The following is a 26,832-nucleotide window of genomic DNA, read 5'->3' on the forward strand; positions in this document are numbered from 1 at the left end:
GGGGGTCGCGGGTTCGAGTCCCGTCCACTCCGCCACTTATTCGATAACCTCGCCTAGTGCGAGGTTTTTTCGAATCTGAAGTAGTAAAAAGTTTTAGGGGTGTAGCTCCAATTGGCAGAGCAGCGGATTCCAAATCCGCGTGTTGGGAGTTCGAATCTCTCCACCCCTGCCATATACGAAGCCTCAGCAGAAATGCTGAGGCTTTTTTACATCTGTTGCTTCTACGAAGCAATGTTGGGAGCTGGATCGCCAGCCCGGTCTAATCTCCGGAGTGCCGGCCCAGTCCACCCCTGTCATATTTAAGGCTCTAGCAGAAATGCTAGAGCCTTTTTGCTTTCTGAATCTAAGATACGCTATTAGTAAGCCGCGGATTTCCCGAATTACTAAAATAGAGGATGCAGGAATTTCGAATCTCTCCACCCCGCCATATCAAAGCCTCAGTAGAAATGCTGGGGCTTGTTTACGTCTGTTGCTTTGCCAGCTAGCTCGAATCTCCGGAGGGACCCAAGTCCACCCCAGGCTAGACTGCGCGTCCCGTAGAAATGCTAGAGCCTTTATTATTCCTGTCATCTTTAGAAGTTACACTGGAAATACCAAGTGCTCCTTTAGCTATCTCTATCTACTCAACCTCTTGAACTCCTGCTTTGTATAGCCTTGTCGAATATGAAGACTTAGTTCAAAACCAGAGCTTTCTGATCAACACTCATTTTGCTCTGCAGTTTTGCTAATTAATAACTAGCGATATTAACGCTATTTAAGCGAGACGTTGAGTCCTGTTGTTTTTGTTTCCACATGAAAGGTGAAGCCTTTCATCTGGCACTTATACAATCTTGAGAGTGGTTTATTGGGTAGACTCGCGACTGCGAATAGGAACTAGTTCTCTGTATGGTTGAACTTCCTGAAAGAGTTCTGGCCAAATCTAGTGTTTACCCTACATTGAGATTTTTGATTACTCCAATATCAGTACATCAAATGTCCTAGATACGATCGATGTGCTACATATACCTTTAGCTAGAGCTTCAGTGAGAAAATTGGTAAGTCTGATTTTCATCAGGTATAAAAAAGGCTACCTAAATTAGGCAGCCTAGTTTAATTTTTTAGATGTTAATCTAGCTCTTTCTCAGCTTGCTTCGCTTTTTCTATCATAGGAGTGATCGTCGAGCCCTGAACGAGAATCGAGAACACTACTACGGCATAGGTCATAACAAGGATTATCTCTTTAACATCTATTGCCTTATCTTCTATTACCCAGATACCTGAAGGGATTGAAAGTGCCATCGCTAGAGCTAGACCACCACGCAAGCCACCCCAAGTTAGAATCTTAATCGACCATGGGTTGTAAGTTCTAAAGCGTTTAAATCCGATGTAAGACAAGAAAACACTCAAGTAGCGTGCACTCAATACTAGAGGGACTGCGAATGCCATTAAGATCCAGTCTTCTTGGTGGAATTTGAATAGCAGCATCGACATACCAATTAATAGGAATAATACGCCGTTTAAGAATTCATCTATTAATTCCCAGAAATGATCTAGGTGATCTTCACTCTCTTTTGAGAATCCGATAAAGCGAGTCCAGTTACCAATCATGATACCTGATACCACCATTGCTAATGGTCCTGATACATGTAGAACTTCAGCAAACGCATAACCAGCAGTTGGGATGCCGATCGTCAATAGTAACTCCATCGAGTGGTCATCGGTGTTGCTGATTAGGTAGTGGAATACGAGACCTAAAACAAAACCGTAGACAATGCCGCCAATCGCCTCTTGAACGAATAACATGGTGACACTACCGACAGTCGGTGCTTCTGTACCGAATGCGATAGTAAATAAGGTTACGAAGATAACCAAACCAAAACCATCGTTAAATAGAGACTCTCCCTCGATTTGAGTAGAGATTCGTCTTGGCGCATCGAGTTTCTTTACGATGGCTAGCACGGCAATGGGATCGGTAGGGGAGATTAGAGAGCCAAACAGTAGGCAGTAAATTAGATCAAATTGAATACCAATAAACTGACAGAACCCGTACAGCACAAAACCGATAAAGAATGTTGAAAACAGCGTTGCACCTAATGCGAGTACTGTTATTTCCCACTTCTGGTCTTTTAGGTTTGGTAATTTAATCCCCAAACCACCGGCAAAGAGCAAGAACCCCAAGATTCCCTTAAGTAAGAAATCTTCAAAGTTGATACTGGCAACGGTTTCTGAGGCGATGTCAGCCAATTGGAACCAATTGTTTTGTCCCGCAATGATAATCAATAGAGATAACATCATTGAGCCAGCTGTGATGGCGATGGTTGTCTGCATTTTACCAATTTTGGTATTCACGAAAGCAATAAGCATGGCTGCAGCGGACAAGAAGCATAAGGTGTAATAGACCGACATTGGGATTCCAACATGTAACAAAGTATGAATATGAATTTTCGTTGTCTCATGCTCAAATAGCAAACATTTTTTTGTCATGAGTCGGTAATCAATTTCCTTTTTTAGACGTCTAGACTCCTTTTTAATGTGTGATAGGATGGAGGGATAATTAAAGGAATGAGGTTGTACCGTGGGAAGTAATGTAAGGCAAAAGATTGACGCTCTGTTGAAGCAACGAATTTTACTGATTGATGGTGGCATGGGCACCATGATTCAGGATTATAAATTGGAAGAGCAAGACTATCGTGGTGAACGCTTTGCTGATTGGCACAGTGACTTAAAGGGCAACAATGACCTTTTAGTTCTTACACAGCCTAAGCTTATCAAAGATATCCATTCAGAATACTTGGAAGCTGGGGCTGACATCCTCGAAACCAATACCTTTAACGCTACAACCATCGCTATGGCCGACTATGATATGGAAAGCCTTAGTGAAGAAATTAACTTTGCTGCTGCCAAGCTTGCTCGTGAAGCGGCTGATGAATGGACCGCAAAGACCCCAGAAAAGCCTCGCTTCGTCGCGGGTGTATTAGGTCCAACTAACCGAACTTGTTCTATCTCGCCTGATGTAAACGATCCAGGTTATCGAAATGTTAGCTTTGACGAGTTAGTTGAAGCTTATTCTGAGTCGACTCGCGCGCTTATTAAGGGCGGTTCAGACTTAATTCTTATCGAAACTATCTTCGATACGTTGAACGCGAAAGCGTGTGCTTTTGCGGTTGAATCCGTTTTCGAAGAAGTGGGCATTACTCTACCTGTTATGATCTCCGGTACCATTACTGATGCTTCAGGTCGTACGCTTTCAGGTCAGACGACAGAAGCATTCTACAACGCACTTCGTCATGTAAAACCTATCTCATTTGGATTGAACTGTGCATTAGGTCCTGATGAACTGCGAGAGTACGTTGGTGAGATGTCTCGCATCTCAGAATGTAACGTTTCCGCTCACCCTAATGCAGGTTTGCCTAACGCATTTGGTGAGTATGACCTTTCGCCTGAAGATATGGCTGAGCACGTTAAGGAATGGGCTGAAAGTGGCTTCTTGAACCTAATTGGTGGCTGTTGTGGTACTACTCCAGAGCATATCCGCCAAATGGCTGAGGCAGTTGAAGGTGTAACGCCGCGTCAATTGCCGGATTTACCTGTTTCTTGCCGTCTTTCGGGACTAGAGCCACTGACGATAGCTAAAGAATCTTTGTTCGTGAACGTGGGTGAGCGTACTAACGTTACCGGTTCTGCCCGCTTTAAGCGCCTTATTAAGGAAGAGCTTTACGACGAAGCCTTGAGTGTTGCTCGAGAGCAAGTTGAGAACGGTGCTCAAATTATCGATATCAACATGGATGAAGGGATGCTAGACGCTGAGGCGTGTATGGTTAAATTCCTTAATCTATGTGCGTCAGAACCAGAAATCTCGAAAGTGCCAGTCATGGTCGACTCTTCTAAGTGGGAAGTTATCGAAGCTGGTCTGAAATGTATTCAAGGCAAAGGTATCGTTAACTCAATCTCTCTAAAAGAAGGCAAAGAGAAGTTTGTTGAGCAAGCCAAATTAGTTCGTCGTTATGGTGCAGCTGTCATTGTGATGGCGTTCGATGAAGTCGGGCAGGCTGATACTCGAGAGCGTAAAGTCGAGATCTGTACCAATGCCTACAACATTCTTGTTGATGAGGTTGGCTTCCCACCTGAAGACATTATTTTTGACCCGAACATCTTCGCGGTTGCTACTGGTATTGATGAACATAACAACTATGCGGTCGATTTCATCGAAGCTGTAGGGGATATCAAGCGTGATCTCCCTCATGCGATGATCTCTGGTGGTGTATCGAACGTGTCGTTCTCATTCCGCGGTAACAATTACGTTCGTGAGGCAATCCACGCAGTATTCCTATATCACTGTTTTAAAAATGGTATGGATATGGGCATCGTAAACGCTGGTCAACTGGAAATTTACGATAATGTTCCAGAAGATCTGCGTGATGCTGTTGAAGATGTTGTATTGAACCGTCGTGATGATTCGACTGAACGATTGCTTGAAATGGCGACCGAATACCTAGAGCGTGCTGTCGGTAAGGTTGAAGATAAATCTGCTCTAGAATGGAGAACTTGGCCTGTAGAGAAGCGCTTAGAGCACTCTTTGGTTAAAGGTATCACCGATTTTATCGTTGAAGATACCGAAGAAGCTCGCGTTAATGCCTCTCGCCCTATCGAGGTGATTGAAGGCCCTCTAATGGACGGCATGAACGTTGTCGGTGACCTATTTGGTGAAGGTAAGATGTTCTTACCACAGGTTGTAAAGTCTGCGCGTGTTATGAAACAAGCGGTTGCCCACCTAGAACCATTCATCAATGCATCGAAAGAAGTGGGCGCAACTAACGGTAAGATTCTATTAGCGACCGTTAAAGGTGACGTACACGATATTGGTAAGAATATCGTTGGCGTGGTTTTACAGTGTAATAACTACGAGATCATCGATTTAGGCGTAATGGTTTCTTGTGAGAAGATTCTCAAGGTCGCAAAAGAAGAGAATGTCGACATTATTGGCCTGTCTGGACTGATTACACCGTCTCTTGATGAAATGGTACACGTTGCCAAAGAGATGGAAAGACAAGGTTTTAAGCTTCCTCTATTGATCGGCGGCGCAACTACATCTAAAGCGCACACTGCGGTCAAGATTGAACAAAATTATTCAGAACCTGTTGTATACGTAAATAATGCCTCGCGCGCTGTAGGTGTGTGTACTTCACTACTTTCTGATGAATTGAAGCCCGCTTTCGTTGAGAAGCTAGATATCGACTATGATCGCGTTCGAGACCAGCACAATCGTAAGAAGCCGCGCACTAAGCCTGTCACACTTGAAAGAGCTCGTGCCAATAAAGTCGCTATCGATTGGGATGCGTATACGCCACCGGCACCCGCTAAGCCGGGAGTTCACATCTTCAATGATTTTGATGTAGCTACTCTGCGTCAGTACATCGATTGGACTCCATTCTTTATGACATGGTCATTGGTTGGTAAGTACCCTGCGATCATTGATCATGAAGAAGTGGGTGAAGAAGCAAAACGTTTATTCAAAGATGCCAATGATTTACTGGATCGCGTAGAGAAAGAGAAGCTGCTTGAAGCGCGTGGTATGTGTGCCATGTTCCCAGCGAACAGTGTTGGTGATGATATTGAAGTGTATACCGATGAATCTCGTACCGAAGTTCTAAAAGTTCTACACAACCTTCGTCAACAAACAGAGAAACCAAAAGGCTTTAACTATTGCCTGTCAGATTACATTGCGCCAAAAGAAAGCGGTAAAGCGGATTGGATTGGTGGCTTTGCGGTAACCGGTGGTATTGGTGAGCGAGAGCTGGCTGATGAATACAAAGCGAAAGGCGATGACTACAACGCAATCATGATTCAGGCGGTTGCTGACCGATTGGCTGAAGCGTTCGCAGAGTATCTGCATAAAGAAGTGAGAAAGGATATTTGGGGCTACTCGCCAGATGAGGATTTGTCTAACGACGATTTGATTCGAGAGAAATACCAAGGTATTCGTCCAGCTCCAGGTTACCCTGCTTGCCCAGAGCATACAGAGAAAGGCACGTTGTGGGAGCTGATGGACGTTGAAAAGGCAATCGATATGTCATTAACGACAAGCTACGCGATGTGGCCTGGTGCCTCAGTGTCTGGTATGTACTTCTCACACCCTGATGCTAGATACTTTGCTATTGCTCAGATTCAACAGGATCAAGTGGATAGCTATGCTGACCGCAAAGGTTGGGACATGTTAGAAGCCGAGAAGTGGTTAGGTCCAAACATTAACTAGTTTGAATCTATAACGAGCTTTGATTCGTAAAGTTAAAAAGAGAAAGGGTTGCTGAATGGCAACCCTTTTTGTATTTGTGATTTAGTTATTTATCTGTCGATGATAAACGGACTTTCTATTCAAATAACTCTTGGTGTAGTTTTTGAATTGCCAACTTAGAAACAGATTCATCTAGCAAGAAACACAGGTTGTGTGGGCTTGCTCCGTAACAAATCATGCGTAGGTTGAAATCTTCAAGAGTGCCGAATACCTGCTTCGCATAGCCTTTGCTTTCGCTCATGTTGTTACCAATAAGCGCAACAAGGCATAGGTCGTGCTCAATATCGACAGAACACAGCTCTTCAAGCTCAAGACGAGCAGCTTCAGGTAACTCAGGAGCACCACCTGAAGTGTCTGTTTGATCCAGAGTGAGTGACACACTGATCTCTGAGGTGGTGATAAGATCGACCGAGATCTTATGTTTAGCAAGGATCTCGAATACCTTTGCCAAGAAGCCATAGGCATGGAACATGTTAGCGCTGCGGAGTGTAACCATAGTTTGGTTGCAGCGTAGGGCAAGCGCTCTAAATAGAGGGGAGCTTTCAACTTCTTGACGAATCCAAGTTCCACCGAGCTCTGGTGCTTTAGAAGAGCCGACAAATACTGGGATTTGGTGGCGCAGTGCAGGTACTAGAGTTGATGGGTGTAAGATCTTCGCACCAAAGTTTGCCATTTCCGATGCTTCACTAAAGCTGATCTCTGGGATAGGAGAAGCTTTAGGTGCAATACGAGGATCAGTGGTGTATATACCCGGAACATCCGTCCAGATTTCTAAACCAATCGCCTGTACAGATTCGGCAATCAATGCTGCTGAGTAATCACTGCCACCGCGGCCTAAAGTCGTGGTGTTACCTTCGCTATCAGCACCGATAAAACCTTGGGTCACGACAACTTGTTGTTGGCAAAGTGGCATAAGTTTCTGTTGCGCTAGAGCGGCAATATCTTCGAGTTGAGGTTCGGCTTTACCAAAATCATCATTAGTGCGCATCACATCTCTGATATCAAAGCGAACTGCAGGAGTGCCTCGTTCACGGATGATCTGAGCCAAGATGTGTGTCGACATCAACTCGCCACATGCGACAAGGTGATCAGTCAGTTTGGTACTGGTTTGAAATGATGCCGCTTCTGCTGCGCTCGCAATGTCATCAAGAATGCTGTGAACTTCTTTTTCGATGCTGACTGAGTCTGCGAGTTGGTCAAGAATTGCGTCATGAATGTTCGCTAATTGGGTCATCAATTCCTGACGACGAGCTTTGTCTTGAACACCATTTGCCAGTTCAACCAGCAAGTTAGTGACACCAGAGCATGCACTACTCACGACCAGTTTCGTGTTTGAGTTGTTTTCAATAATGGCAGCACAGCGGCTCATTGCTTCAAAGTTGGCAACACTTGTACCACCAAACTTAGCGACATTAAAAGAACCAGCTACATTAGATGCACTCACGATATATCTCCCACGACTTCCTAAAATAAAATTACGGTTGGGTAATCCAACGTCCGATGTTTTTCGAAGAGAGTTTTAGAGCAAAAAGAGAGGAATTATTAGAATAGTAACCTCAGAAGCTCTTCACCATATAGAAATGGCGACAGTTGACGGGATTCAGCCCGCTCAACCGATAATAAAGGTCCTGCATCCTTTTATTATCTCGGCACTGCTCCCCATAAATGTTTTGTATTGGAAATGCGGTTCCACAAAACACCTGCCTGGGCAGTGCTCCTCTTCTGCTAGATAGCCATTTCATTGAACGTGTTTGCGGTAACAATGTCAATCCGTAACTTGAGATAATTGAAAAATAATTTTAACAATTATGTGACAGTGGTTTGACCTCAATACTTATGGCTAATTGCTGAGGTACTCAATTTGCTTTAGGGTGGATTGTTCACAACATTAACGTAAGGGATGTACATGTCTAATTTAACACTCACTACTGCTATCGATAGCTTTTATCCACCACACCGAACGTTAATGGGACCAGGTCCTTCTGATATCTCACCTCAGGTACTGCAGGCTCTAAGCCGTCCGACGATTGGTCACTTAGATCCGCTTTTTATTGCGATGATGGATGAGCTTAAACAGCTTCTTAAATACGCTTTTCAGACTGAAAACGAATTTACGATTGCCGTTTCTGCACCGGGCAGTGCGGGTATGGAGACCTGTTTTGTTAACTTGATTGAGCCTGGTGAAAAGGTGATTGTTTGTCGTAACGGTGTCTTCGGTGAGCGTATGCGAGAAAACGTGGTGCGCTGTGGTGGCGAAGCGATCCTTGTTGATGATGAGTGGGGCAAGCCCGTTTCAGTTGAAAAAGTAGAACAAGCACTATCGGACAACCCTGACGCTGTTGCGGTTGCTTTTGTGCATGCAGAGACATCAACCGGGGCGCTATCTGATGCTCAAGCTATCTCAGCTATCGCTCGTCAGTTTGATGCGTTAACGATTGTTGATGCAGTGACATCACTAGGTGGTGTGCCATTGCTGGTTGATGAGTGGCAGCTTGATGCGGTTTATTCTGGAAGCCAAAAGTGTTTGTCTTGTGTGCCGGGTCTATCTCCGGTGACTTTCTCTCAGCGTGCCGTTGATAAAATGAAATCGCGCCAGTCACCTGTGCAAAGTTGGTTCTTAGATCAAAGCCTAGTATTAGGTTATTGGAGCGGTGAAGGTAAGCGTAGTTATCACCATACTGCACCCGTAAATAGCCTCTATGCACTGCACGAGTCTCTCGTGCTATTGAAAAACGAAGGTCTAGATAATGCTTGGTCTCGTCATCATGCGATGCATCAAGAGCTTAAAGATGGCGTAGAAGCACTAGGGTTAAAGTTTGTGGTTGATGAAGAGAGTCGCTTACCGCAGCTTAACGCACTTTATTTCCCTGAAGGAATTGATGAAGCTAAGATCAGAACGCAACTTTTAGAAGAGTATAATCTTGAAATTGGTGCAGGGCTGGGTTCTTTGGCTGGTAAGGCGTGGCGCATCGGCCTAATGGGTTACGGTGCTCGTAAAGAGAATGTTGCGCTGTGCCTCAAAGCGCTAAAAGATGTTCTGAAATAGTAGCGGCAATGAACTGAAATTAAAAAGAAAAGCGCCCGAGAGATCGGGCGCTTTTTTGTGTCAAACCGAAAGGTCAAAAATGGTGCATCAGTTCCGAATTCTAAACATCACTCAGCAGATGAAACGGTATCTTCTGCTTGTGACACTTTCTTATACTGAACCTTTGAAAAGTCTCTATCTGGGAACAAGAAGCTTGCTTCACTACGAATTTGTTCCGCCTTGCTGTGATCCCCCAATCCTTGATAAGCAAGAATAAGGTTGCTGTAAAAAGCCGGCCTAGGCTTACTCTTGATGATCTCTAACGACCAGTCGATGTAAGGCTGGATAAGGCTCGGGTCTGCTTTATAGAGACCAATATTAAGGTACGTGCTGTATACGTCCCAATCATAGCGATCCTTCCAGACTACGGGGTTGGTTACCTGCTTCAGAATGTCTGGGTTTTTAGGCTTAGACAGTTCAAATTGGGTCAGGACATAGTTGGTATGCAGAGCGCTCAACATATAAAAACTGACCAAGATAGGTATTACTAAGCTCGATACTCGAAACAAGGTTTTACTGATGATACTGAACGGCTGTTGATAGTGTCGGGAAGAGCGTTGATCGACCCAGTAAATCAATATAATGAATGTTATCCAATGAATCGCCGAATGATAGAAAGGATACTCGAGTTGAGAGTGCAAAAGGATTGGAATGAATAATGCGAGCAGAGCTAGACGCGTTCCCTTTGCAGAACTTGCTATGCGTGACATAACCAATATTGCAGCAATCAAGATTCCGATGATTGGTACTATGCCCCCTTCAACTCCCCAAAGCAGGAACTCATTGTGAGGGTGATCCATTGAAGGAAGGCCGGGATGATAGTTCGAGTTGAGTTGATGTTGGCGAGCCGTATACAAGGTGTACTCAGATTCAAATTTCCCGTAACCATAACCGGTAAATGGCTTTTCGATCATCATATCTAGAGCTTGTGGGAAGGTATAAGCTCGTGGGCTTTCTAGATTCACCTTCTTGCTAGCGATACTGTCTGTAGCACTGAGGTTAATAACCGTAAACGCAACAGCGATACCAACCACTACTGATATACACCATCCGTAGAAGCGTTTCTTGGTCGAGAATTTGTATAGATAAGGCAGAATGCAGACAAACCCAATGACGGCAGCTAACCATCCTGTACGTGATGCGATGATGATCAGCAGTGGCACGGTTAAAGTTGGGGTCAGATACAGTAAGAAAGACTCACTGATCTTATGGTTATATTTAGCGGGCTGCCTTGCTAAAAGGTAAGCTGAAAGCACAAAGCCCGTAGCAAGGAAGCTTGCCATTACATTCGGTTGTTGGAATATCCCATATGGTCGGTTTGCCGCTGTGTTGTAGCCAAATAGGTTGCCAGGCTCCAAGAAGAAATATTGCACATAGCCAAATAGTGCTTGTATGACAACAGCAAGCACAATGAACCACAACATGCGCTGCTTGTGCTTATTGCTGAATTTAAATTGCTGCAGCACGACGAATAATGCAAAGCCCGCCCACAATCCAAGCAACCGTCCTGAAGCTCCTTGAGGAGCTGCATTGCTGTATAAAATGGGTAGTGTGAGTATGACGCAGCTTATCAACAAGCCAATCGTTAATTTTGAATACTTAAGTACTCGGTTGGTAGCGAGTTGGTAAAAGCCAATTGCTAGCGTGAAGCTTAGCGCCAGCCAAGTTGTTGGGTTAAATGATAACGCAAGCCCCGAGCCTCCAGGGTTAGGCATGAAAAAATGCATGGCTAACAAGAATACAACAGCTAAAGAAGCCAGAAATGCTTTGTTGAGTGGTAGCTGAGTGACCTGATTTTCTAGCTGGGTACCGCTAGTGTGTATTGTTGCCATAAATCCCTAACCTTATAAAAACAGAGCTTGTTCCTTCTGAAACAAGCTCTGTTACTTTAACATTTTTCTGTCTGCTCGCAGGGCGCTATTTTACACCTACTTCAAATTTAACATAGGCTTAAGGAAGCGAGCGGTGTGTGAACCTTCGACTAAAGCCACATCTTCAGGTGTACCTTCTGCAACAATCTCGCCACCACCTTGACCACCTTCTGGGCCAAGATCTAGGATCCAGTCTGCTGTTTTAACGACATCTAGGTTGTGCTCAATCACGACAACCGTATTACCGTGATCACGCAACCTATGTAGTACTGTTAACAGCTGCTGAATATCGTGGAAATGAAGACCTGTTGTTGGTTCATCTAGAATGTACAAGGTTTTACCTGTGTCTCGCTTCGATAGCTCACGCGCCAATTTAACACGCTGCGCTTCACCACCAGATAAGGTTGTCGCTGCTTGCCCTAAGCGAATGTAAGATAGACCCACGTCCATGAGTGTTTGCAGTTTACGAGCAATCACTGGAACCGGATTGAAGAACTCACGCGCATCTTCTACGGTCATTTCAAGGACTTCGTCAATGGTTTTGCCCTTGTAACGAACTTCTAGTGTTTCACGGTTGTAGCGTTTACCTTTACACACATCACACGGTACATACACATCTGGCAAGAAGTGCATCTCTACTTTGATTACGCCATCACCCTGACAAGCCTCACAACGACCACCACGCACGTTAAAGCTGAATCGACCTGGTTTATAACCACGAGATCGTGACTCTTGTGTGCCTGCGAATAATTCACGGATAGGTGTGAAGATCCCTGTGTAGGTTGCAGGGTTTGACCTTGGTGTACGACCGATAGGGCTTTGATCTATGTCTATCACCTTATCAAAATGTTCTAATCCTTTAATCTTTTTGTGTTGTGCAGGAACAGCAGTCGTGGCCCCGTTTAATTGAGTGTGGGCGACTTTGAAGAAGGTGTCATTGATTAGTGTTGATTTACCTGAACCTGATACACCCGTAATACAACTGAATAAGCCTACAGGAATTGTCGCGGTGACATTCTTTAGGTTGTTCCCCGTTGCGCCTACGATCTCTACGACCTTTTTCTTGTCGATAGGTGTTCTCTTTTCTGGCACTGCAATTTCTTTGGCGCCGCTCAGGTATTGGCCTGTCAAAGAGTTCGGGTTCTTGATGATGTCTTGCATGGTGCCTTCTGCTACCACGTGTCCACCATGCACACCTGCACCTGGGCCGATATCGATAACATGGTCAGCACAACGGATTGCGTCTTCATCATGTTCAACAACAAGCACCGTATTACCTAGATCTCTGAGGTGAACCAAAGTTTGCAGCAGACGTTCATTATCGCGCTGGTGGAGGCCAATCGATGGTTCATCCAGTACATACATAACGCCAACTAAACCGGCACCGATTTGGCTCGCCAAACGAATACGTTGCGCCTCACCACCAGACAGCGTCTCGGCACTGCGTGATAGGTTAAGGTAGTTTAAACCAACGTTGACTAAGAAATGCAGACGATCATTGATCTCTTTCATCACTTTATCTGCGATCTGCCCACGCTGACCGTCTAATTTCAATTCTTGGAAAAATTGTAGTGCGTCAGCAATGCTCAGTTCAACGATTTCCGGCAGTGTTGTATCACCAATGAAAACATTTCGAGCCTCTAATCTTAAGCGAGTACCATCACAGCTAGAACATGATTTGGTTGATATATATTTGGCAAGATCTTCACGCACCGCGCTAGATTCAGTATCACGGTAACGGCGCTCTAAGGTATTTAATATTCCCTCGAATGGATGACGCTTAACTCGAATATCACCTCGGTCATTGATGTACTTGAATTCCACTTCAGTACGACCTGATCCTTTTAGAATGATCTCTTGAGTCTTTTTCGGTAGAGAATTAAATGGTGCATACAGGTCAAAACCATAATGTTCTGACAGCGATGTTAGCATTTGGAAATAGTAGTAGTTCTTTTGATCCCAACCTTTGATCGCACCTTCTGCGATACTTAGGTTCTCATCCAAAATCACTCGGCTTGGGTCAAAATACTGCTGAACCCCAAGACCATCACAAGTACCGCATGCCCCAGCTGGGTTATTGAAAGAGAATAGGCGAGGCTCTAGTTCCTGCATGCTGTAGCCACACTTTGGACAAGCGAAGTTAGCAGAGAATACGATCTCTTCTTGGTCTGTTTCATCCATCCAACCGACGACAGCGATGCCGCCAGATAGCTCTAATGTGGTCTCGAATGACTCAGCTAAACGCTGTTGAAGATCAGGACGAACTTTGAATCTGTCTACCACGACTTCAATGGTGTGTTTCTTATGAAGTTCAAGTGCTGGTGGATCGGATAGATCACAGGTTTCACCATCAATGCGCGCACGGATAAAGCCTTGTGCCGCTAAGTTTTCCAGTGTTTTAACATGCTCACCTTTACGCTCTTTGACGATCGGTGCCATTAACATCATCTTTGAGCCTTCAGGCAGTTCTAATACCTTGTCGACCATTTGGCTGATGGTTTGCGCAGCTAGAGGGATGTTGTGATCTGGACAGCGAGGTTCGCCAACTCGCGCATACAGTAACCTAAGGTAGTCATAGACTTCAGTAATAGTACCGACGGTTGAGCGGGGGTTATGTGACGTCGATTTTTGCTCTATCGAGATAGCTGGAGATAAACCTTCGATGTGGTCTACATCGGGTTTTTCCATAAGAGATAGAAATTGGCGAGCGTAGGCAGACAAAGACTCAACATAGCGACGTTGTCCCTCTGCGTAGAGAGTATCAAACGCAAGTGACGACTTCCCTGAACCGGATAGTCCAGTGATAACCGTGAGTTTATCGCGGGGAATCGTTAGGTTAACGTCTTTGAGGTTATGCGTACGAGCGCCTCTAATTTCTATTTTATCCATCTCAATAGACCATGTAATTTTAAGTGGCTAAAGTATTACATAGAGTGAGATTTGTGCAAAGTTTTACTGGATAAAAAAACAGTAAAATAAAAAAAGGGTGACTCATCGAGTCACCCTTTTACCATTCGAAACGCTAGTTATTAACCAGTCGTTATGCTTCTTTCTTTGTCGAGTGCTTACCTAGCTCAATTTGCTTTTGGTCTTTTTTGTATAGGTTTTCGAAGCAGTAGTTTGTTGCTTCGATATAACCTTCAACACTACCACAGTCAAAACGTTGGCCTTTAAATTTGTAAGCCAATACACAACCCGCTTTTGCTTGTTTTAACAATGCATCGGTAATCTGGATCTCGCCGCCTTTACCTGGTTCTGTTTGCTCAATTAGTTCAAAGATATCTGGAGTCAGAATATAACGACCAATGATCGCTAGGTTGCTTGGAGCAGTACCTTGTTCTGGCTTTTCTACCATGTCATCAACACGGAAAAGATCATCTTTAATCATTTCGCCTGAGATAACACCGTACTTGTGAGTTTCTTCTTCAGGAACTTCTTGTACAGCAACAATAGAACAGCGGAACTGTTTGTATAGCGCAACCATTTGAGCCAATACACCTTGTTGCTCGTTAACACAAAGGTCATCGGCAAGTACAACGGCGAATGGTTCATCACCTACAAGTTCGCGACCCGTCAAGATAGCGTGGCCAAGGCCTTTCATCTCACGTTGACGAATGTAGGTGAAGTTTGCTGCTTCAATCGTTTCACGGATATTAACCAATAGATCTTCTTTATTGGTACCGCTAATCTGGTGTTCAAGCTCGTAGTTTTTATCAAAGTGATCCATGATCGAGTGCTTACCACGTCCAGTAACGATGCACATTCCATCCATACCAGCTTCAATAGCTTCCTCTACACCGTATTCAATCAGAGGTTTGTTTACTACAGGCATCATTTCTTTAGGCATTGACTTGGTTGCAGGTAAAAAACGTGTACCGTAGCCAGCTGCCGGGAAAAGGCACTTTTTGATCATGATAAGACCCTTTATCTATAATAATTATTGATTCAACTGAGTTGTTGATATTTCTGAGGGCAACTCTAGCATAAGTTATGTCGAAAATTCAGCAACAATAGCCATGGTTTACTAGAGCTTCCCTCAAAATTATCGTCAGACTAAGAGGTGGGTCGATTATGCAAGCAGGTTCTGGTTTGCCCATGCTATCGCTTGAACTCTATTTTTTACCGCAAGCTTACGGAATATCTGATAGAGGTGAGATTTAACCGTGAACTCACTAATAAACAAGTCATCGGCGATTTGTGTGTTTGAAGACCCTGATTGAAGACAGCGAATCACCTGAATCTCACGAATGGTTAAATCAACATTGGTTGGTGTCGTGTTGGTATTGACCATATTGCGATAATAAAACAACAGTTGATTGGTTACCTTCCTTGGCAGCCAGTTATCGCCATCAATGACTTCTTGAAGACCACGAGCAATCTTGTCCTTTTGTTCAGTGTTGTAAAAGAGTCCTTTTAGTACCCCATAGGTAAGAAGCTCTGAGGTTGGAAGTTGCTGGGGGACATTGAATAAAATGATTTCGTGATTTTTCCACATAACAGTCAGGTTAGGACAAATAACCAGTAGTTGTGGTACCTCTCTGTAATCGACGAGTAAGATCCGGTTACTCTGCTTTCTATCAACTAGCATTAATTCGTCGGGTGTCATTTTGTAGAGAATAATAGATAAGTGCTTTTCTATCTCTTTTACATGTAGATAGGTATCGTTTGGGTCGATGCACAGAAAGTGTAAAGTGCGAGCGTATCTTGATTTTCTCATTGAAACGTCCTGTTTGAGTGGGATTAGATTCCACGTTGTCATGCAGGCTTTCGCTTCTCTAGCGCCTTGATAGTGACTTGCGTTGAATATCAATTATCAAAGTAAATGAGTGGTTTGTAAGTGGAGAAAAAAGCAACATCGCTCTGAATATCATGATTTGTTACGTTTTTATTCTTTGTGGTGGAGTGAGAATAGGAAGCGATTTATCACAACAGAAAAGCATGCTATTCTTGTGCGCTAAAAATTTTCTGAGACTATGAATTTAGACGGAGCAAATCATGGCTAGCCGTGGAGTTAACAAAGTTATATTAGTGGGTAACCTAGGTAATGACCCTGAAATTCGTTACATGCCAAATGGCGGCGCAGTAGCGAACATTACCATTGCAACGTCAGAGTCATGGCGTGATAAAGCAACTGGCGAGCAGCGTGAAAAAACAGAATGGCACCGTGTTGCTCTGTTTGGCAAGCTTGCGGAAGTTGCTGGTGAGTACCTGCGTAAAGGTTCTCAAGTTTACATTGAAGGTCAACTTCAAACGCGTAAATGGCAAGATCAAAGCGGTCAAGATCGCTACACAACTGAAGTGGTTGTTCAAGGCTTCAACGGTGTAATGCAAATGCTTGGCGGCCGTGCTCAAGGTGGTGCTAACAACCAACAGCAAGGTGGTTGGGGTCAGCCACAGCAGCCACAACAACAGCAGCAACAATACAGTGCTCCAGCTCAACAGCAGCCGAAAGCACCTCAACAAGCTCCTCAGCAGGCTCAACCTCAATATAATGAGCCGCCAATGGATTTTGATGATGACATCCCATTTTAAGCTCTGTTTTTAATATATTATAAAGACAGTATTAAATTGGAAAAAGCCGCGTTCATCGCGGCTTTTTGTTACCTACAATTCTTAACGCTTTATTTACAACGTCAATTTATAGTATAAGTAGCAATACGGTATAATGTGAGTTGAAAAGGATTTCGTTATTCATGAGATATACCCCGACACTAAAGTTGAGCACCCGATTGGTCGCATTTGTCACCGTGATAGTGATCAGCGCGATGTTCATTCTTTTTATTGGTGGCACACTTTCCTTTAAGCGTATTGGACAGGAATATTTAGACCATTATTTGGTTGGTATTGTCGACGTTGTAGATAAAGAGATGGAAGATCCCGACGCCGCGTATTCAATGCAGCGTTGGATGCCTAAAATGTTGCAGGCGAGCAATATTGTTGAGATGAAACTCTCGAACAAGACTGGCATCGTCTATCGTTTCAAAGATACCTCCCCACAAATTGATCCCAATCGTCTTTATGAGAAAAGCTTCATTTTAGAGCGTAATGAAGGGTATCGAATCGAATTTAAAGCACTCCCTCCTTATATTGGCTACAACTACTCAATGGAAGCGATGTGGTCAATTACTTTGGCTGTCGCATTGGTCTTGTTCTGTCTGGCTCGCGGTGTTCGTTGGTTGAAAGAGCAACTCATGGGTTCTGAGATCTTAGAAGAGCGAGGAAGAATGATCCTTGCTGGACAGGTTGAACCTCACGCAAAGGGGGATGAGCGTGAATGGCCTTATACGGCAAGTGAAGCCTTAGATGTATTGATTGAAGAGCTACAAGATGCTCGTCAAGAGCGAAGTCGCTTTGATACCTTTATTCGTACCCATACCTTCCTAGATAAACTCACGGGCACGGCAAACCGAGTTTTATTTGATAATAAACTGGAATCGGTACTGCATGAAAGTGGTGCTCGAGGTGGTGTGTTACTGATACGTATCGACGAATGGGAACAAGTTCGTGATGCTAACGACAAGCAAATCACTGACGGCTTTATTATTGAAGTCGGTGAAGTCTTATCGAATATCGTTCAGCGTTATCCAGATGTCATTTTTTCTCGCTATTACGAAGCGGACTTTGCTGTATTCATCCCTCACCAGGGTGCAAAAGATATTGCGACCTTGGCAGGTCAATGTTTAAGGCAGTTGGATAAGCTAACCCCGCCAGAGCCTTTGGAATCTGATAACTGGTGTCATATCGGTGTGACTATGTATACCGAAGGTGATCGTCACAGCCAGATCATGGATGAAACGGAAACGGCATTAAAGAGTGCTCAGTTAGAGCGTATTAATAACTGGAGCCGTTACCCGAAACAGAATAAGAATGAGTTGGATAGAGGCAGTGTTCGTTGGAGAACATTACTTGATAAAGCGCTGCTTCCTGAAAATTTAGTAATCTTTGCTCAGCGGTGTTATCTTATGCCGGAATCTGGTCAAGCTAATGAATTACATAGAGAAATATTTACTAGAATTCAGGATCCTGATAAAGGTTTATTGAAATCGTCTCGATTTATGCCTGCGGTAGAGCAAGTGGGTTATCAAGCTCAAATGGACCAATCGGTTCTAAAGGTTGTGTTGAAATCGCTGAAAGAATCAACTCAATCTATCAACTATTCGGTGAACCTGAATGTTACCCCGTTTGCTAATAAACAGCATTTTAAGTGGTTTAGGAGTGAGTTGTTACAGCTTTCTGCTCAGCACCGCTCTCAGCTTGCATTTGAGTTTCCAGAAGGGCACTTGATTGCTCATCTTGATTATATGAGACCGGTGGCAAAGATGCTGCGAGGTTTAGGGTGTAAAGTTGTGGTTGGCCAAGCGGGGCGAACCATTGTTAGCACTCACTATATAAAAGATTTAAAGGTTAATTACATTAAGCTTCATCGAAGCTTAATCAAGAAAATTGATCAAAGGCATGAGAATCAACTGTTTGTCCGAAGCTTAATTGGGGCATGCGGTGACTCTCCAACTCAAGTTATTGCCGTTGGAGTCGAGACAAAACAAGAGAAGAATACTTTGATAGAGTTAGGCATTAACGGCTATCAAGGAAGATATTTCGACGAAGAACAACAAATTATCCCTTTGCCTAACCACGTTGAAAAGGCTGCAAAAGCGGAATCTGTTGTAAAAGTTGGACGAAGAAATCGATGGCGTAAGAGTAGTAGTTAAGAATGAATTTTAAAGCGATTTTAGACAAGATAAAGCCAACGAATAATAAAGGTAGCTCGCAAGTTGTCCTGCTGGGCAATGATGCCATTTATATTTCATCGACAGAACAAGAACCTCAAGTAACCAGTATTCCCGTGGTTAATGGGGACTGGGAGAGTGCGCTAAAAAAATCGCTTAGCAGTGAGGCGTTTGCCAGTAATCGTCTCCAGTTGGTTGTCTGTGCTAACTACTACCAAACCTATCAACTTGATAAACCGGATATTCCAGAGAGTGAATGGTCGGTTGCGTTGCCATTTTTACTCAAAGATCTCGTCTCTGAAAGGGTTACTGAGATCACGGCGAGTGCGGTCGCGCTTCCGACGTCGAACAAGCTGCAAGTGTATGTCTTGCCTAAAAAGCTGTTAGATAAGCTTTTAAATATTGCCAACTCGGTTCAGATCGAATTAGTTGGAGTAGCTCCTGAAGATGAAATCTGGGGTTACAGTGCTGGCGAGTTGTCTAACTTCATCCTTTTACAGCGCAGCGCTAATTCACACTTTAAGTTGGGTGCGTTTGTTGAAAATACCGTTTGTTTTCAAAGAACGATTCGCAGTGTTGTTCCACCTTTAACGGGTGTTGCGTCAAGTGCTCTGCAGTTAGATGGTCTCGCTTTAGAGCTTCAACGCTCGATTGATTACCTTTCTTCACAAATTAAAGGTACACAGCTTCACCAGCTGAAAATTTGCTGTGACGAAGAAGATGAAGCAGAGTTACAAAGTGCCTTAAATAGTACATTGAGCTCGACAGTTTCATTGTTGGTTGAAGATGAACGTGATAATTCAGAGAGTTTGTTGGTTAAACTCGCAGCTGAAAAAGAGACGTTTAAGGTCAATCTTTACCCTGAACATCTTAAGCCTAAAAAAGAATATTTTACGCTGACCAATGTTGTTGCGAGCTGGGGGCTAGTTTGTGTTTTATTGCTTGGTGGTTACTTCGCGATGCAGTACCAAGTATCTAATCTAGATAAAGAACTAACAGCCCTGCAACAAGACTCGAATCAACTTAACAAGCAAGTTAACCAATTGAATAGTAAGTTAACTCAACACAAACCGTCCCCAGAGAAAGTGGCGGCCGTTGCGCGTCTCAAACGTGAGACTCAAGCAAAAAAAGAGGCTTTGAAGGCGGTCGGGCAATACGACGAATCCCAACAAGTCGGGTATTCTGGCGTCATGAATTCCTTAGCTAAACTAGGCCGAAATGACATCTCTCTTTCGCACATCTACATGACCCACGATACTTTAGATCTTAGTGGCTTGGCTCGTAACGCAAATGTCGTTCCGAACTGGATTGGTCAGTTTAAAAGTGAGCTTAATTTAGTTGGACGTGCTTTTGAAAAACTAAAAATAGGTCGTAATGATCAGGATGTGGTGACGTTTGAGTTAAGTACTCGTCGGGAGAGTAAATAATGCAGCAGTGGAATCAACTTAGCGATAAGTTTCTTGCATTGAGCCAAAGAGAAAAATGGCTACTTTTCGTGTGTGGTTTTGTTGGCCTATCCATGTTGTTGTTTACCTTATTGGTAGAGCCCGCGTATCTCGACTTACAAGCGAAAAATGCCAAGGCGACCAGCCTGACTCAATCAAACCAAAGGCAGCAAGGTGAGTTACTTGTTCTACAAGCTAAGTTAAACAAAGACCCAGATAAAGAAATTAACCTCGAATACAAGAAACTAATGCGAGAGAGCCAAGATCTTTCATTGCAGCTTTCAGAAATTGTCGACGGGTTGATTACGCCTTCTCAAATGTCGCAATTATTGGAGAGTGTTCTTAATGCCGGCAATGGGCTTAAGCTTGAATCGCTAGAGTCGTTAAAACCAGAGGCGATTTCGAACAATAAAGAAACCAGTGAATATTCAGGCTACTTTCTTCACCCTGTGAGAATGGAACTAACAGGTAGTTACTTTGATATTTCAGCTTACCTTCAAGCACTTGAGTCTCTTCCTGTTAGCTATTACTGGCGCACATTTGAATACACGGTAGAGGAATATCCTAAAGCTCGACTGGTGTTCGAGGTTTATACATTAGGTACCAGACAGGAGTTTATCGGTGGTTAGAACTCTTTTGTTGTTTCTGCTGTTTAGCAGTTCCGTGGTGTGGGCTGAGCAAGATCCAACGGCGCCATTAGGCTGGCTTTCACCTCAACAGAAAACGGCACCTGCTAAGAAAGCACCAACTCGCTATCGCTTACCTTCTTTAGAAAGCATCGTGTGTAAGGGAGATACGCCTTGCTATGCGATTATGAATGGTCAGATTCTCGGCCAAGGGGAAACGATCAGAGGGTACCGAGTTAAGAACATAGATCCAGAATACGTCACTCTGCAGAGAAGCTCTAAGCAGTGGAAATTAGAGATGTTCTCTTTAGATGTTAAGAATAATTAAGGTTAGAGTGAAGACATGCGTAAACTTGTAGTTGCAATCCTAGTGTCATCTTTGGTCGGCTGTTCGATGGGGCATAGAGATCCTGTTGAGATTAAAGAATCTTTAAACGAATCAATTAATGAAGCCAATAGCAGAGCGCTTCATGAGCTGCCTTCGTCGGTACAAGATGACCTTATGCCTCAGCTTAGTTCTGACTCTATGTCTCCGGGGATGGAAACGGTTAAGCGTTTTCGTATTCAGGCAAAAGGTGTTGAAGCGAGGACCTTTTTTGCAAGCTTAGTGAAAGGTACTGAGTATAGTGCTGCTATTCATCCAAGTGTTTCTGGAAAGCTCACTTTTAATTTAACCGATGTGACGTTAGATGAAGTGCTGGCTGTTGCTCAGGACATGTATGGCTACGATATTGAAAAGCGTGGAAAAGTCATTCAGGTTTACCCTGCAGGTTTACGTACAGTAACGATTCCTGTTGATTACTTACAAGTTAAACGTTCTGGTCGCTCATTAACGACGATCACGACAGGGACTATCACGACTTCTGATTCAAACTCGTCGAGCTCTTCCAGTTCTAATTCAAATTCGTCGAATTCATCCAACTCTTCTAACTCATCGAATTCTACATCGAACGGTGGTACAGAGATTGAAACGACCTCTGAAAGTGACTTTTGGCCACAACTTGAAGCCGCCGTTGCTCACTTAATTGGTTCTGGTGATGGACAGAGCGTCGTTGTTACCCCGCAAGCCAGTGTGATTACTGTGCGTGCTTATCCTGATGAAATCCGTGAAGTTCGTGAGTTCTTAGGCATTTCTCAGAAGCGCTTACAACGCCAAGTGATCTTGGAAGCAAAGATCATGGAAGTGACTTTGAGTGATGGCTACCAGCAGGGTATTAACTGGACCAAGATGTTCTCGTCAAATGGTACTAACTACACAATTGGCATGGGCTCTATTGTTAAAGATGCAGCCGGTACGATAATCCCAGGTACATTGCCAGGGATGGACCCAATTGGTGCAGCTTTAGGTGGTCAATCTAACCTAGTTGTTTCTGGTGGTAGCTTTGAAGCAGTATTAAGTTTCATGGATACACAGGGAGATTTGAACGTGCTGTCTAGCCCTAGAGTGACAGCTGCGAATAACCAGAAAGCGGTTATTAAAGTCGGTACTGATGAATATTATGTAACTGATTTATCAAGTGCGGTTGGTAGTGGCGATAACGCGAATGTCGCTCCTGAGGTTGAATTAACCCCGTTTTTCTCTGGTATCTCTTTGGACGTGACACCTCAGATCGATGATAAAGGCAGTGTGTTTTTACATGTCCACCCGGCAGTTATTGAGGTGGATGAAGAGGTCAAAGAGCTTAACTTGGGTTCAACAACGGGGGTCGTGACGCTTCCTTTGGCAAAAAGCTCTATTCGTGAGTCTGACTCAGTGATTCGTGCTCAAGATGGTGATGTTGTGGTTATTGGTGGCTTGATGAAATCAAATACCAGCGATGTAACCTCTAAAGTTCCATTCCTTGGTGATATTCCAGCCCTCGGCCATTTATTCCGTAATACCAGTCAGTTGACGCAAAAAACTGAGCTTGTGATCTTGCTTAAACCGACAATCGTCGGTGTGAACACATGGCAAACAGAGTTAGAGCGTTCTCGAGATCTGCTTCAACAGTGGTTCCCAGATGATGAAGAGTAGTTACTTACTTTTTCAATGTAGATTGGCAGTATCTAACTAAGCTAGGTTACTTATGTATCAAGCTCATTTTGGTTTTGAACAACTGCCATTTACCTTAACGCCGAATACCGATTTTTTTTATGGTTTAGCGCCTCACTTTGAAGCGATTCAGACGGTAATATCGGCGTTAGAAATGGGCGAGGGCGTGATTAAGGTCACCGGAGAGGTCGGTACTGGAAAAACCATGGTTTGCCGGATGCTGGTCAATCACCTAAATGATTGCACAGCTCTAATTTACCTGCCAAATCCTGTGCTCTCAGGTGCAGACTTACGCCAAGCCGTTGCTAAAGAGCTCGGTTTGACTATCGACAGTGAAGCAACCTTGGTTGACAACATTCAGCATAAGCTCATTGAATTGCACAATTCGGGTTTAAGAGTGGTGGCAATTCTTGATGAAGCTCAGGCTCTATCGGATGAAGCTCTCGAAACACTAAGGCTGTTTGGCAACCTTGAAACAGAAGATAAGAAGCTGCTGCAGATTGTTTTATTGGGGCAGCCTGAGCTGGATGCTCGACTAGAGGCTTACCATCTCAGACAGTTTCGCCAAAGAATCACGTTTAGCTCAACTTTGAGGCCGCTGACTCTCGATGAAACGGTGGCGTATATTGATAACCGGATCGCTAAATCTGGTGGTAATCCTGAGTTGTTCAGTTTGAATCAAAAAAAGGCGATTTGTCGATCGTCGTTAGGTATCCCTAGATTGATCAATCAACTTTGTCATAAGGCTCTATTGCTTTCGTTCAGTGAAGATAAGAAAAGTATCGACAACCAGCATCTGTTTTCCGCTATGCATGAAACATACGATGTGTGTAAGCCTAAATTTAAAACGCCAATACTGTGGGGTTGGAATTAATTATGAGCGTCATTAACAACGCCTTGTCTGAATTGGCAAAGAAAAAATCAGCGACTTCGATTGAAGCGGCAGTCGTACCTAAAGTAAAAACACGTTCCCCATTGGTTTGGGTCACAGCAGGTTTTACTCTGAGTTTAGCAATGGGCGGTTGGGCGATATCGCAAGGTCCAGTGATTGAGCAGCCTATTGTTGAACAGTCAATCTCAACTCGAGATTTACAGGTTCAGGTTTCTGTCGTTGATGATTCAAATGGTATTCAGGAAGCAGTTCAACCTATCTCATCACCAACTACGAAATTGGTGACACTAGACACTGCCAGCTTTTCAACAGAAAACACTGCGATGGTAAAAAGCGTTCAAGCTAAGCCAGTCGTATCTGAACCGGTTGCAGCGTCTATCCCACAGCCGACAAAACAGCAAGCATCAACGAAATCTCTAAGCGCGCCTCAAACGACTAAGACTGAAATTCCTCAGCCGACTTATGTTGCTAATGTGGCAAAAACAGATTCAGCCTCAGCCTCTATCTCTAATGGGTCAGTAACTTCTGGTGGTTCAGGAAATAACGGAATGTTGATCGAACAGGTTGAGTTAACACCTGCGCAGTTATCTGTGAATGCACAAGGGCGTGCTCAAAAAGCGCTTGATGCGAATGATCTTACTGGTGCTCTGAAAGGCTACACTGAAGCTCTACGTTATACGCCACGAAATGAAGATGTTCGTCAGAAACTCGCGATTCTCTATTTTGGTAAGGGTGATACACGTAAAGCGTACGAGCTGTTTCAGTCAGGGATTAAGCTTAATATTAACAGCGAAAAGCTACGCTTGGGCCTATCTAAGCTTTTGGTTAAAGCAAACCAAGCAGAAGCGGCTTTAAGTCCATTAATACATTTACCGCCGAACCCTACACAAGATTATCTAGCTATGCGTGCAGCATTGAGTCAAAAGTCTCAGCAAGAAGAAGTGGCCTTGGAAAGTTACCAAAAGTTGGTTGAGATTGATTCAGATAATGCTCGCTGGTGGTTAGGCTTAGCGATCCAGCAAGAACGTCAGCTCGATTTCGTAGCAGCTAAAGCGTCATACCAAGGTGCGTTAACCAGAGTAGGTATCTCATCTCAATCACAAAGCTTTGTGCGTGACAGGTTAAAAATACTCAATGCTTTAGAGGAGAGCGGCGATGCAAATTAGATTAAGAAAAAGGCTTGGTGATTTGCTTGTCGAAGAGGGCATTATCACGGAGACTCAAGTTGAGCAAGCACTGGCTGCTCAGAAAAGCACCGGTCGTAAGCTGGGTGATGCACTGATTGAACTTGGCTTCTTGTCAGAGCAACAGATGTTGAGTTTCTTGTCGCAGCAGTTAGCGATTCCTCTTATTGATCTAAGTCGAGCTGTTGTCGATGTCGAAGCGGTACAGCTTTTACCGGAAGTACATGCTCGTCGCCTTCGTGCATTGGTGATTGGACGCCAAGGTGACACTTTGCGTGTTGCAATGAGCGACCCTGCCGACCTGTTTGCCCAAGAATCTTTGCTTGGTCAGTTAGGAGATTACGCACTTGAATTCGTTGTCGCTCCAGAGAGGCAATTAGTTGATGGCTTCGATCGCTATTACCGAAGAACTAAAGAGATCGCCTCATTTGCTGAGCAGCTTCACGCTGAACACCAAGTTAATGATGCCTTTGATTTCGATATCGCTGAAGAAGACAGTGACGAAGTTACAGTAGTAAAGCTAATTAACTCGTTATTTGAAGATGCAATCCAAGTCGGCGCTTCTGATATCCATATAGAGCCAGACTCAAACGTACTGCGTCTTCGTCAGCGTATTGATGGTGTGCTGCATGAAACATTGCTGAACGAAGTGAACATTGCTTCTGCACTTGTACTGCGCTTAAAGCTGATGGCAAACCTCGATATCTCAGAAAAACGTCTTCCTCAAGATGGTCGCTTTAATATCCGTGCTAAAGGTCAGTCGGTTGATATTCGTATGTCGACCATGCCAGTACAGCACGGTGAGTCTGTCGTGATGCGCCTGCTTAACCAATCTGCAGGACTACGTAAACTTGAAGCCTCGGGTATACCGAGCGATCTGTTGATTCGTCTTCGTCAACAGCTGCGCCGCCCGCACGGTATGATCTTGGTTACTGGGCCGACAGGTTCGGGTAAAACCACAACCCTGTATGGGGCATTAAGTGAGCTCAACGAACCGGGTAAAAAGATCATTACCGCGGAAGATCCGGTGGAATACCGTCTTCCTCGTGTGAACCAAGTTCAGGTAAACCCTAAGATCAATCTCGACTTCTCTACAGTCCTAAGAACCTTCTTGCGTCAGGATCCCGATATCATTCTTATTGGTGAGATGCGTGACCACGAAACGGTTGAGATTGGCTTGAGAGCCGCGCTGACTGGCCACTTAGTATTAAGCACCCTCCATACCAATGATGCGGTAGACAGTGCACTGCGCATGATGGATATGGGAGCACCAGGTTACTTGGTCGCGAGCGCTGTTCGAGCGGTCGTTGCACAGCGATTGGTTCGCAAAGTTTGTACCGATTGTAAGGTTGAGGATGAGTTAGATGAACCTCGTAAGCAATGGCTAAGCGTTCGTTTCCCTAACCAAGTGGGTGTGCCGTTTATGAAAGGCCGTGGCTGTCAGAACTGTAATTTAACCGGTTACCGTGGGCGTATTGGTGTATTTGAAATGTTGGAGCTAGAACAAAACATGATGGATGCACTAAGAGCGAATGATGCAGTTGGTTTTGCTCAAACGGCGAGACTGTCTGAAAACTACAAACCGTTATTGGCTTCTGCGATGGAACTGGCTCTGCAAGGTGTTGTGAGTCTCGATGAGATAATGCATCTTGGCGAAGGTGATGCTTCCGGTGCCACTGACCCAATTTATCTATAGGGG

At 44.1% G+C, this 26,832-nt stretch carries 17 protein-coding genes, 1 tRNA gene and 1 riboswitch; of the genes, 12 read left to right on the top strand and 6 right to left on the bottom strand.

Annotated features, from left to right (window positions below; translation table 11 throughout):
* The first annotated feature begins 95 nt into the window (after positions 1–95).
* Positions 96–172, top strand: a tRNA-Trp gene (locus CWO13_RS13005).
* A 932-nt stretch (positions 173–1,104) separates the two neighbouring features.
* Here the strand turns inward: CWO13_RS13005 and CWO13_RS13010 are convergent.
* The gene (locus CWO13_RS13010; protein ID WP_017061334.1) at positions 1,105–2,385 is read right to left on the bottom strand and encodes a cation:proton antiporter; all 1,281 of its coding nucleotides are present in this window, start codon (positions 2,383–2,385) and stop codon (positions 1,105–1,107) included.
* A gap of 169 nt (positions 2,386–2,554) precedes the next feature.
* Here CWO13_RS13010 and metH point away from each other — a divergent pair, with 169 nt between their 5' ends.
* A complete protein-coding gene (gene metH, locus CWO13_RS13015; protein WP_102433144.1) occupies positions 2,555–6,232 on the top strand; it encodes a methionine synthase in 3,678 nt (1,225 codons plus the stop codon).
* Between the two features lie 115 nt (positions 6,233–6,347).
* Here metH and lysC read toward each other — a convergent pair whose 3' ends face one another.
* Entirely contained in the window at positions 6,348–7,715 is a 1,368-nt protein-coding gene (lysC, locus tag CWO13_RS13020) for a lysine-sensitive aspartokinase 3 (protein WP_108083048.1), read from the bottom strand.
* A gap of 108 nt (positions 7,716–7,823) precedes the next feature.
* Positions 7,824–8,001: riboswitch (Lysine riboswitch) on the bottom strand.
* 176 nt (positions 8,002–8,177) lie between these two features.
* On the opposite strand from lysC, the gene CWO13_RS13025 reads away from it, so the two are divergent.
* Entirely contained in the window at positions 8,178–9,317 is a 1,140-nt protein-coding gene (locus CWO13_RS13025; RefSeq protein WP_108020386.1) for a pyridoxal-phosphate-dependent aminotransferase family protein, read from the top strand.
* A gap of 107 nt (positions 9,318–9,424) precedes the next feature.
* Here the strand turns inward: CWO13_RS13025 and CWO13_RS13030 are convergent, their stop codons facing one another.
* The 4 genes from CWO13_RS13030 to CWO13_RS13045 form a co-directional block, all read right to left on the bottom strand.
* Complete coding sequence (locus tag CWO13_RS13030; RefSeq protein WP_108083049.1) at positions 9,425–11,188, bottom strand: PglL family O-oligosaccharyltransferase; 1,764 nt, start codon at positions 11,186–11,188, stop codon at positions 9,425–9,427.
* A gap of 96 nt (positions 11,189–11,284) precedes the next feature.
* Positions 11,285–14,116, bottom strand: a complete 2,832-nt coding sequence (gene uvrA, locus CWO13_RS13035) for an excinuclease ABC subunit UvrA (RefSeq protein ID WP_108083050.1) — start codon at positions 14,114–14,116, stop codon at positions 11,285–11,287.
* 151 nt (positions 14,117–14,267) lie between these two features.
* The gene (gene galU, locus CWO13_RS13040) at positions 14,268–15,140 is read right to left on the bottom strand and encodes a UTP--glucose-1-phosphate uridylyltransferase GalU (RefSeq protein WP_048657943.1); all 873 of its coding nucleotides are present in this window, start codon (positions 15,138–15,140) and stop codon (positions 14,268–14,270) included.
* A gap of 156 nt (positions 15,141–15,296) precedes the next feature.
* Entirely contained in the window at positions 15,297–15,944 is a 648-nt protein-coding gene (locus CWO13_RS13045) for a LuxR C-terminal-related transcriptional regulator (protein ID WP_029222919.1), read from the bottom strand.
* Positions 15,945–16,222: 278 nt separating this feature from the next.
* Between CWO13_RS13045 and CWO13_RS13050 the strand changes: the two genes are divergently transcribed.
* The 9 genes from CWO13_RS13050 (at position 16,223) to CWO13_RS13090 (ending at position 26,829) form a co-directional block, all read left to right on the top strand.
* The gene (locus CWO13_RS13050; RefSeq protein ID WP_108083051.1) at positions 16,223–16,759 is read left to right on the top strand and encodes a single-stranded DNA-binding protein; all 537 of its coding nucleotides are present in this window, start codon (positions 16,223–16,225) and stop codon (positions 16,757–16,759) included.
* A 161-nt stretch (positions 16,760–16,920) separates the two neighbouring features.
* Positions 16,921–18,936 carry an RNase E specificity factor CsrD gene (gene csrD / locus CWO13_RS13055; protein WP_108083052.1) on the top strand — a complete coding sequence of 672 codons (2,016 nt, stop codon included), beginning with the start codon at positions 16,921–16,923 and terminating at the stop codon, positions 18,934–18,936.
* Positions 18,937–18,938: 2 nt separating this feature from the next.
* A complete protein-coding gene (locus CWO13_RS13060) occupies positions 18,939–20,381 on the top strand; it encodes an MSHA biogenesis protein MshI (protein ID WP_048662720.1) in 1,443 nt (480 codons plus the stop codon).
* Complete coding sequence (gene pilO, locus CWO13_RS13065) at positions 20,381–21,028, top strand: type 4a pilus biogenesis protein PilO (RefSeq protein ID WP_048662721.1); 648 nt, start codon at positions 20,381–20,383, stop codon at positions 21,026–21,028. Before CWO13_RS13060 ends, pilO begins: the two co-directional genes overlap by 1 nt.
* Entirely contained in the window at positions 21,021–21,353 is a 333-nt protein-coding gene (locus tag CWO13_RS13070) for a hypothetical protein (protein ID WP_048657948.1), read from the top strand. Before pilO ends, CWO13_RS13070 begins: the two co-directional genes overlap by 8 nt.
* A 15-nt stretch (positions 21,354–21,368) precedes the next feature.
* Positions 21,369–23,039, top strand: coding sequence for a pilus (MSHA type) biogenesis protein MshL (gene mshL, locus CWO13_RS13075; RefSeq protein WP_048657949.1), 1,671 nt, complete (start codon positions 21,369–21,371; stop codon positions 23,037–23,039).
* Between the two features lie 52 nt (positions 23,040–23,091).
* The gene (locus CWO13_RS13080) at positions 23,092–23,931 is read left to right on the top strand and encodes an ExeA family protein (RefSeq protein WP_055318979.1); all 840 of its coding nucleotides are present in this window, start codon (positions 23,092–23,094) and stop codon (positions 23,929–23,931) included.
* Between the two features lie 2 nt (positions 23,932–23,933).
* On the top strand, positions 23,934–25,115 hold the full coding sequence (locus tag CWO13_RS13085) for a tetratricopeptide repeat protein (protein ID WP_107898888.1): 1,182 nt from the start codon (positions 23,934–23,936) through the stop codon (positions 25,113–25,115).
* On the top strand, positions 25,105–26,829 hold the full coding sequence (locus tag CWO13_RS13090; protein WP_107898889.1) for a GspE/PulE family protein: 1,725 nt from the start codon (positions 25,105–25,107) through the stop codon (positions 26,827–26,829). The genes CWO13_RS13085 and CWO13_RS13090 overlap by 11 nt, the downstream gene beginning before the upstream one ends.
* Positions 26,830–26,832: the final 3 nt, after the last annotated feature.

The sequence above is a fragment of the Vibrio sp. ZF 223 genome, from assembly GCF_003050585.1.
Taxonomy (GTDB): Bacteria; Pseudomonadota; Gammaproteobacteria; order Enterobacterales; family Vibrionaceae; genus Vibrio; species Vibrio crassostreae.

Excerpts from the sequence above, each read along its gene's own strand:
- CWO13_RS13085 (WP_107898888.1), top strand. The coding sequence starts at position 23,934 with ATGAGCGTCATTAACAACGCCTTGTCTGAATTGGCAAAGAAAAAATCA.
- CWO13_RS13090 (WP_107898889.1), top strand. The coding sequence starts at position 25,105 with ATGCAAATTAGATTAAGAAAAAGGCTTGGTGATTTGCTTGTCGAAGAG.
- pilO (WP_048662721.1), top strand. The coding sequence starts at position 20,381 with ATGCAGCAGTGGAATCAACTTAGCGATAAGTTTCTTGCATTGAGCCAA.
- CWO13_RS13025 (WP_108020386.1), top strand. The coding sequence starts at position 8,178 with ATGTCTAATTTAACACTCACTACTGCTATCGATAGCTTTTATCCACCA.
- galU (WP_048657943.1), bottom strand. The coding sequence starts at position 15,140 with ATGATCAAAAAGTGCCTTTTCCCGGCAGCTGGCTACGGTACACGTTTT.
- CWO13_RS13045 (WP_029222919.1), bottom strand. The coding sequence starts at position 15,944 with ATGAGAAAATCAAGATACGCTCGCACTTTACACTTTCTGTGCATCGAC.
- CWO13_RS13030 (WP_108083049.1), bottom strand. The coding sequence starts at position 11,188 with ATGGCAACAATACACACTAGCGGTACCCAGCTAGAAAATCAGGTCACT.
- CWO13_RS13060 (WP_048662720.1), top strand. The coding sequence starts at position 18,939 with ATGAATTTTAAAGCGATTTTAGACAAGATAAAGCCAACGAATAATAAA.
- mshL (WP_048657949.1), top strand. The coding sequence starts at position 21,369 with ATGCGTAAACTTGTAGTTGCAATCCTAGTGTCATCTTTGGTCGGCTGT.
- uvrA (WP_108083050.1), bottom strand. The coding sequence starts at position 14,116 with ATGGATAAAATAGAAATTAGAGGCGCTCGTACGCATAACCTCAAAGAC.
- csrD (WP_108083052.1), top strand. The coding sequence starts at position 16,921 with ATGAGATATACCCCGACACTAAAGTTGAGCACCCGATTGGTCGCATTT.
- CWO13_RS13050 (WP_108083051.1), top strand. The coding sequence starts at position 16,223 with ATGGCTAGCCGTGGAGTTAACAAAGTTATATTAGTGGGTAACCTAGGT.
- CWO13_RS13080 (WP_055318979.1), top strand. The coding sequence starts at position 23,092 with ATGTATCAAGCTCATTTTGGTTTTGAACAACTGCCATTTACCTTAACG.
- CWO13_RS13010 (WP_017061334.1), bottom strand. The coding sequence starts at position 2,385 with ATGTCGGTCTATTACACCTTATGCTTCTTGTCCGCTGCAGCCATGCTT.